Origin of the sequence: Castellaniella sp., from assembly GCF_004321985.1 — a bacterium.
Taxonomy (GTDB): domain Bacteria; phylum Pseudomonadota; class Gammaproteobacteria; order Burkholderiales; family Burkholderiaceae_B; genus Castellaniella.
The window spans coordinates 1-7,675 of sequence record NZ_SCQN01000067.1 but is presented as its reverse complement, the minus strand read 5'-3'; the positions used below and the strand labels follow the sequence as shown (position 1 = coordinate 7,675).

Annotated in this window: 6 protein-coding genes and 1 pseudogene; 6 read left to right on the top strand and 1 reads right to left on the bottom strand. The window is 42.0% G+C overall.

What is annotated here, in order from left to right; genetic code table 11:
- The 5 genes and pseudogenes from EPN31_RS15895 to EPN31_RS15875 form a co-directional block, all read left to right on the top strand.
- Nucleotides 1–484, top strand: a pseudogene (locus tag EPN31_RS15895) (hypothetical protein); the annotation flags it as partial.
- Nucleotides 485–608: 124 nt separating this feature from the next.
- Entirely contained in the window at nt 609–2,435 is a 1,827-nt protein-coding gene (locus EPN31_RS15890; RefSeq protein ID WP_291775542.1) for a hypothetical protein, read from the top strand.
- A 66-nt stretch (nt 2,436–2,501) separates the two neighbouring features.
- Nucleotides 2,502–4,181: a hypothetical protein gene (locus EPN31_RS15885; RefSeq protein ID WP_291775539.1), complete on the top strand. Its 1,680-nt coding sequence runs from the start codon at nt 2,502–2,504 to the stop codon at nt 4,179–4,181.
- Nucleotides 4,182–4,357: 176 nt separating this feature from the next.
- The gene (locus EPN31_RS15880; protein WP_291775536.1) at nt 4,358–5,191 is read left to right on the top strand and encodes an A24 family peptidase; all 834 of its coding nucleotides are present in this window, start codon (nt 4,358–4,360) and stop codon (nt 5,189–5,191) included.
- Nucleotides 5,188–6,132: a hypothetical protein gene (locus EPN31_RS15875; RefSeq protein WP_291775533.1), complete on the top strand. Its 945-nt coding sequence runs from the start codon at nt 5,188–5,190 to the stop codon at nt 6,130–6,132. Before EPN31_RS15880 ends, EPN31_RS15875 begins: the two co-directional genes overlap by 4 nt.
- Nucleotides 6,133–6,179: 47 nt before the next feature.
- On the opposite strand, the gene EPN31_RS15870 is transcribed toward EPN31_RS15875, so the two are convergent.
- Nucleotides 6,180–6,821 carry a hypothetical protein gene (locus EPN31_RS15870; RefSeq protein WP_291775531.1) on the bottom strand — a complete coding sequence of 214 codons (642 nt, stop codon included), beginning with the start codon at nt 6,819–6,821 and terminating at the stop codon, nt 6,180–6,182.
- 269 nt (nt 6,822–7,090) lie between these two features.
- Here EPN31_RS15870 and EPN31_RS15865 point away from each other — a divergent pair.
- Nucleotides 7,091–7,675, top strand: a 585-nt coding sequence (locus EPN31_RS15865; RefSeq protein ID WP_291775528.1) for a hypothetical protein, incomplete at its 3' end; no start/stop codon positions are given.

Here is a 7,675-nt window from a genome sequence, read left to right as displayed (position 1 = left end):
GGATATCAAACCCGGCAACCTTTGGCTTACTCCAGAAAACAAGGTCATCGTCTTTGACTTAGGTGCCTCTCACTGGGAAGACGAAGCTCAAACTCAAGCCCACTTGGCAAGAACTCCCGGCTATGCGGCTCCTGAACAACATCAACATATTGATAAACGAATTCTCTCTGAAGCTACAGATGTTTATGGACTGGCTGCCTCCATGTATTCATTTTTGTCAGAAGTCTCTCCTTTGCCTGCTCCAGAACGGCTTGAAGAAAGAGATTCCAAGAAGGACCTGACGACATTAAGTAGAGTTCTTTATCGTTCAGTAAATGTGGATCTCGCTGAGATTATTGATCGTGGCATGGAACTAGAACAAAAAGATCGCTATAAGAGCATGCGAGATTTCAGGAAGGCTCTGCAGAATTGTCCTCAATTATATGATGTAAAGGGACTCGCTTACAAAAATGACTTGATTGCCCGCATGTTTGATGGCAGATAACAGCTTGAGGAGTCAAATGGTTTTCAGGTAATCAGCCCAAATCACTTTTGACCAAACTGATTTGGTTAAAATTTAACTTTTATCTTATACCTTATAGCATCAATTAATTCTACAGAAGATGGCAATGAGCGAGATTATCTCCGAAAAAGTTCAAAAGAATGCGGACGAAGTGTTCAAGCAAGCTAAAAATATAAGTAAGCGCTATATTGCTCCTGATGACGATCTTGATCGTAACGATATGGGTGCGACTCTTGAAAACGATATGATTTTACAAGAGAATCTTAAGATTCTTAACTCTAAAGTGGATGTCAACTATCGCGTCGAAAGGGCAAGTCAGCTTCTTCTTCCACGTTTTGGCCCCCTAACCTATCTCTCAAAGACGACCACATTCATTCTCTTTGATGTGCCTGAATTAAAAGCAAAGATTCCAACTGCAGCTACTGATGGCATTAACGTCTGGATTAACCAAGATTTCTTTGAAAGGCTGAAAGCTCTAGAGGCACGTCCGACATCCCTTGGTGCGGATATTCTTTTCATTTTGCTTCATGAATTGAGTCATAAATTCGGCAAGCATTTGGATCGTATGTATATGTATCCGGGGGACATTGCCAATATTGCTCAAGATTGCTGGATTAACGCGAACTTGATTTCAAGTTTTCCTAACTATGCTCCTTCGTTGCCTTTGCGCCGTTCTCTAATCGGTTCACAACCAGAGGACTCTATTTATCTAACCATGTCTTCAGAAGCTATTGCTGATGGTCTCTTGCGAGATAGAGCGAAACCAGACAAGCAAAGTGGTGGCAAGGGTAAAGGCAAGGGCAAAGGACAGGGCGGAGGCGGAAGTAGCTCTGGTAGCGGTAGTCCAAGTAGCGGATCTGGTGGAAGTCCGAGTAGTGGCGGTGGTTCAAATAACGACAACTTTGATTTTGGCAACCAATTTGAAAATGGTGAATCCCATACAATTACTCCAGAAGAAATTATGGAAATTCTTAAGGAAACGGGCTTAGGTCCTCTTGGAGAAAACCTTGGCTATCCTACTGAAGATGCCAATACACCAGAAGGAAAGCAAGCCTTTGATAAATTGGATGAGGCTAATAAGCGTGTTATTCAGGATGCCGTTTTCCGTTCCAACGAAGACGTAAAGCGTCATGGCGATAAAACTCCGGGCGCTCACATGACTGGAGAATTAGCTCAGAAAGTAGCTCTTAAATCAAAGGGCAAAGTAGATTTCCGTGCTATTGCTCCTGAAATTTTCTTTGGTAAGGGACCTAAACAAAAGCATTATTCAGATGAAGTCGGAAATATGTACTACATGGAAGAACTGGGCGATCTTTTGGGAACTCCCGGTGAAGGCTTATGGCTTGGCTCTCCATTACCGCATTCGTTACAAGGTAGAACAATTAACATTGTAGATACATCAGCTTCAGTGTCCGATGAGGAACTCCAAGACGCCATTACCTTATCTGTGGATATGGTATTGTTGAGTGGTAACGATGATATTAACTTCAAAGTGTTGATGTGTTCAGCAGATACAGTCGCTAGAGGCGAAGCCTTTGAAATTAATGAAGAGAATGCGGAGTCCTTACGCATGGAAGGAGTCGAGATTTTTGGTCGTGGTGGTACAGATTTTGATGGCCCTCTTCGTCAAATGCTTGTCCATCCCACGGTTAAAGACACCATAGTACATGCTGTTGTTTACACAACAGACTTGGGCGCTCCTATTCCTGATTTTGAGGCCATGGAAAAAGAAGGGTTGCTAAGTCCTGAAACAAAAATCTTTTTCGTGGCTACCAGTAGTGCAACTACGGAACAAATGGAAGCATTTCAAAAAGAACTGGGTCCACGCGGAAGGGTTATTCCTTTACGAGAAGGTTCAGTGCTTGATTTAAGCGATGAAAGCGCTCCTACAGCCAATTTTAAAAGTAAAGCAAGAAAACCGGGTATAAGATAATTCTAATTTAGAAAAACTCTGTTACCTTACTAACTACATTATTTAACTAACCGATAAGAGAAAACAATGGCTAATGTTGAAACCCGCCAGACCTATCAAGAACTCATGCATAGGCACAATATTCCTGTACGCTTCGTGGGTGACGAATTAACCCAAGAAGTTGTTAAGGGATTCCTTATTAACTTTATGGCTGATCCTCCGAAAGGCGTTTTGACTGACAAGACCCCTGCTGGCGCTGAGGCTCTCGCAAACCAGAAAAGGCTTAAGGAAAAAGCTATTGCTGCTTGGAAGAAATTGACTGGCAAGGCTCCTCTACTTGATGGTGGTCGTGTAGCACCTCCATTATTCCTTGGTCCTCCGGGCTTTGGTAAGACTGACACTTATAAAGCGGCTGGATTACTCTTGGCTGATTTGATGGAAATGGAACTCGTTTTGGATCCGGGCGTTGATAGCTATATCGACCGCAATACACTTGTTCTGTCTTTCATTGATTCTTCAGGTTCCAACTCTTCACTGGATGCTGGTGGTATTCCATTCAAGGATCTGTTGAAGACTGTTGATTTCAACAATCAGCAAGTCGTTACTCATGTCATGAACATGATGTTGAAACCTTCCTTGGCTGCTATCGGTAAAGCTGGTGCAGGTATTCTTATTCCTGACGACATTGGTAACTATGCCGAAGCCGTACAGCAGGCATTCTTGTCTGTTGCTTTGGAACAAAAGTTAGGTGAAAAGCGTTTTACTAACATGGCTGTTGGTTTCGCTTCTAACTTAGGAAAGATTGACAAAACTGCGGCAAGGGAGCTTTCTCGTGCTATCACAGGTCGTTGTGAAGTTATGGGTATTATTACAAACCCCGAAGATGTTTACAACTATTTAAAGACTAAGTTGCCAGTAACTTCGATTGACGCGTCTCCAATGATTTCTGCGCTAAAACGCAACGAACGCAACATGGATTATGTCGCTTCTGATGGTTCCAATCCTGCTGAAATGCATATTGTTCCTGAAGCTGGTGATCGTGGTGGTTTTCCTGCTCCCCGTAATATTGCGGCCGCTTGGAAGAAAGCTCGTCACTACATTAACGCTCATGATAGTCTTTTGGATGCTATGCCAGAAGTGCGTTCCTGCTTAGTTGCTAACTTAGGTTTGACTTACGGTGAAAAGCTTTCCAACAGTATGGATATTTATGCTCGCGGTGCTGCTCCAATTGCCGATAAGCTCATCAACTATGACAACTGGGATGAGGCTGCGTTCAAAAAGTCCATGGGCGTAAAGAAAGTCAACGGCGAGGATAGCAATTTGTTGCTCACCGTGGAATCACGTCAGTTCCTGAGTGACTTGGCAAGTGCTTTCACCGACTATGCTACTAACCGTGCGTTGATGGTTAACCCGAAAGATAAGCAGGGCAAATGCTATGCACCTGATGACACTGAAACTCTTAAGCGTTTTTTCAAGGGACTAAATCAGTTGTCTCGTGTTCCGGGTTTCCCAACTGATGAGTTTGCGACTATTGCTATCTCTGACTACTTCTCTGTATTGCCTCGTAAACTTGGCGATAGCTCAGAGTTTGTCAAGAATGAAGATGGCACCGTCAAGACAGGACAGTTGAGCCGTAAGACTTGCCACAGCATTGCGTTGAAGGCTTCTGAAATGGACATCTCGCTTGAGTTGTTCAACTCATTGAAACGTATCGCAACCGCTGACGACAAGAAGCAAGATGCTCGAGTAGAAGCGCCTTCAATTTAATTAGAAGGATGCTAAGAAAAGACGAAAGGAGCCATTGGCTCCTTTTGTTTTTGCATGAAACCGAGTTCAAATTTTTAGTCTCAATAAGTGCGAGAATTTTTTAATAAGGAATTAACAAATTGACTCTACTACATATTTCTGCTATAATGAAAGGAACTTTTATCCAAGGCTCAACCATGTCTATTATTGTCACCCTTTTGCTTGCTTTAGTGTTAAGCAGAATAACATCTTATCTTATGAAATGGCATTATAACAATGCTATTTCAGAGTGGCAATCAAACGCCTTAGAAATGGTGAAAGATCCCATTCATCTTAAAGATGACGAGTTTACATCCAGTCGTTTTAGCTCCCTAAATAGCCTCTCCTTGAAGAGTCTGACCAAACGTGAGCGACTACATCAATACATTACGGATGCCTTCTGTTGCGGTTTTATGGGCGTCTCTGCCTATCTTCTGGGGGATAGCTTCAATATAGTGTCATTAGTCATTCTTACTGGTCTTATTTTACTGCTTGCATGTCATGTACTTACAGATTGCCATAGCCATATCCTTATGGATGATATTACCTATATTTTGCTGTGGGCAGGCCTTTTGTCGCATATCAAGGGCATACCATCATTATTGCCGTCCGTAGATATGCAATCTGGAGTTATTGGTGCTTTTGTCGGTTACATGGCTTTCTGGTTGCTGGCGAAAGTATTTAAAGTGCTTCGTGGCATTGACGGCCTTGGTATGGGTGATTTCAAATTAATGGCCGTATTTGGTGCTTGGTTAGGGGCAGAACCACTGATTTGGGTGGCATTGGTGGGATCCTTGGTAGGTTTGGTTGGCATGATTGTCACAAAAATGCTACCGGCTTCCGATAAGGACATTGCTGTAAACTTAAATGTCTCTAGCGATAAAGAAAAGGCTCCTATGGAATTTCCGTTCGGTCCTTCTCTCTGCATCGGTTTTCTTGTTGTCTTATTAATTCATATGTCAGGCCATGCTAGCTGGCTGAGGTTGCTGTGAGCCAAAATCTGAAAACCAATTGGAATAAGATTCTTTCTTACTGGGAATCATCTACAGAAGAGGATGTGAAAAACATGTTGCCGAAATTAGCTGATTCAGGCTATTTTCTTGGATTTAAAGCAACTCCTGAAAACCCTCATCCTGTGACTGAGGACGATTCCCCCTTACCTTTTTTGCTTCAAAAAGAGTGGTTCGGAGTCTTTGAGGAATTGCTGACTTACGAGGTTTCTATTGATCTTATTTCTGAGCGCGACAGTGGGACAGCAATGTATCAATTGCTGAATAATCGAAAGCGATGGGCAGACGATGATGAACGTGTAAGGATTGCCACTTACCTTACGCGACAGGGTGCCGATCCGAGAATTGGATACAACGGGCTTAATAATGCCATTGAAGAAGCGGCTTATTGGGGCGATTTTGCCATTTATGGCCTCTTCTTACGCAAATATGAAGAGGCTTCTACGGAGAAACTGGTCAACCTTTTGAAATTTAATCCAGATAATCCAGAAAGAGAGGCTGCTATTAGTAGAACCGAACTTGCGGTTCTGTTACGGGAAGCAAAAGAAGCTAAAGAGAGGGGAGTGTCTGAAACTGTTGAAGAAAACAATACGGTTGCTGAAAACGATCTGCCAAATAAAGAAATCAATACACAGAATGAGTCTGGCGAAACTAATAAAGTTGAAATTGAAAGCCAAGAAGAAGTCTTGGATGACGCTGATGGGCTGGCCTTGCTTGGTATAGATCCAGATGGAGGCAATAATAAAGAAACTTTAGATGAATTCAATGAACTTGAATTGGAAGAACAAGAAGATAGTTCAAATGAAGAAGATATTGGTTTCCTGAATGAAGAAGGCGAAATTGATGAAAATGCTAGCCTTCAACCCGTCGATCCTCCACCGCTCGCCAAACGCCGTAGAAAAGTTCTTCCTCCAGAAGAATAGAAAGCACTCATCACGAGTGCTTTTTATGTCAAATTGTTTAGCAGTAATTACGCTGTAGTTTTTCCAATACGTTCTTTCAAGCTTGCCATATCAATACTACCTGATAGTGCTACAGTTCCTTTTCCGCCAAAGATTTTGCGAAACAGTCCAATAAACAGACCGATCACCAAAGATAAACCAAAAAGGATGCCTAATGAGTACGCCCCAAGCAGAACCCATGCTTGACTGTGATAAGCGTCATACATCGGGCGAATATACTGTGAACCGAAATAGGCTACCAATCCGGGCAATGCCAACATCGCAAAGGCACCCACTACATACATAATGTTGAGAAGTGCCCTTGTGAACAAGCTTCCGACGAAACCATACGTCCTAGCCCATAACTTCAGTCCGCTATAAAGCAAAGTCGTACAAAAGATGGCTAGATGTCCCACAAAACTGACAGGAACCACCACTGCATTAACGGCACCTTTTACTGCCTTATCAATAGCGCTTGGCTTATGGATAACAACTGGCTTGGTAATGTAAACAATCTGTGGATAGTTAAACCCGCCATTATCATTGGGCGTCAAACGAACACGAGGACGTTCAACCTTTTCTTGGGAAGCATCCACTTGAACAACATTTTCCACCTTGCTTTTCAAGAGGCTGGCGGTAGAGAATCCAGTTTGCGTTTCAGTGCTTGACATTTTGTTCACCTTATAAAGTACTGTTTGAGATATTTTTCAATGTATATAACGAATCCTAACATGATTAAAATCAAAAAACAAGGATTTTAACATTTGATATAAAGAGACAATCCAGACACAGAGTCTATAAGTGACAGTTCTTCCAAAAATTGATTACCATAACCAAAGTATAAAGTTTAATTCTGGAGAAAAATGCTATCATATCCTTGACAAGATGGCTTCCACAGTGAAAACAAGCACCACCCCTTCATCATCAAGAACTAAATTACATGTCAAAGATTAAAGATGCAATTTTCTCTCCTATTAAATGGGGCAAAGATCAAGCGAAAACTTTTACCGATTGGGATTACCACTTCGGTAAGGGGGGTACTGTATCCGGTCTTAAAAAGGACTTGGATATCAAAGACCAAATCATTAACAAAAAATATCGCAAGGAAACCTTTGAAGACGCTACGAATCGTCTCAAAATGGGTGAAGCTGATCTTAAAGATTCGTATGACTATCACAAAAACATGTTCAAGTTGTGGTTCAGTTTAGGTGTTTTAGCTGCCCTAATCATCGTCACCATCATATTCCATAGAAACTTTGTTGTATGTCTGCCTGCTTCGGCCTTCATGATTGTTTCTTTTGGTTTCTGTTACCGTGCCTCCTATCATTGCTATTGTATTAATCACAGAGTGCTTTCAGGATTGTCTAAGTGGAAGTCATCAGGTGAATGGTTTCCAAGACCTTTCGTATTCAAGGATAAAAATCAGGCTATGATTTCCAGAGACAGGAAGTTGAATCATGGAAAATCAGAAAGTTCAAAATCATCTAACGACAAATCTTCCAGCAAAAATGGAAGCAATCAAAAG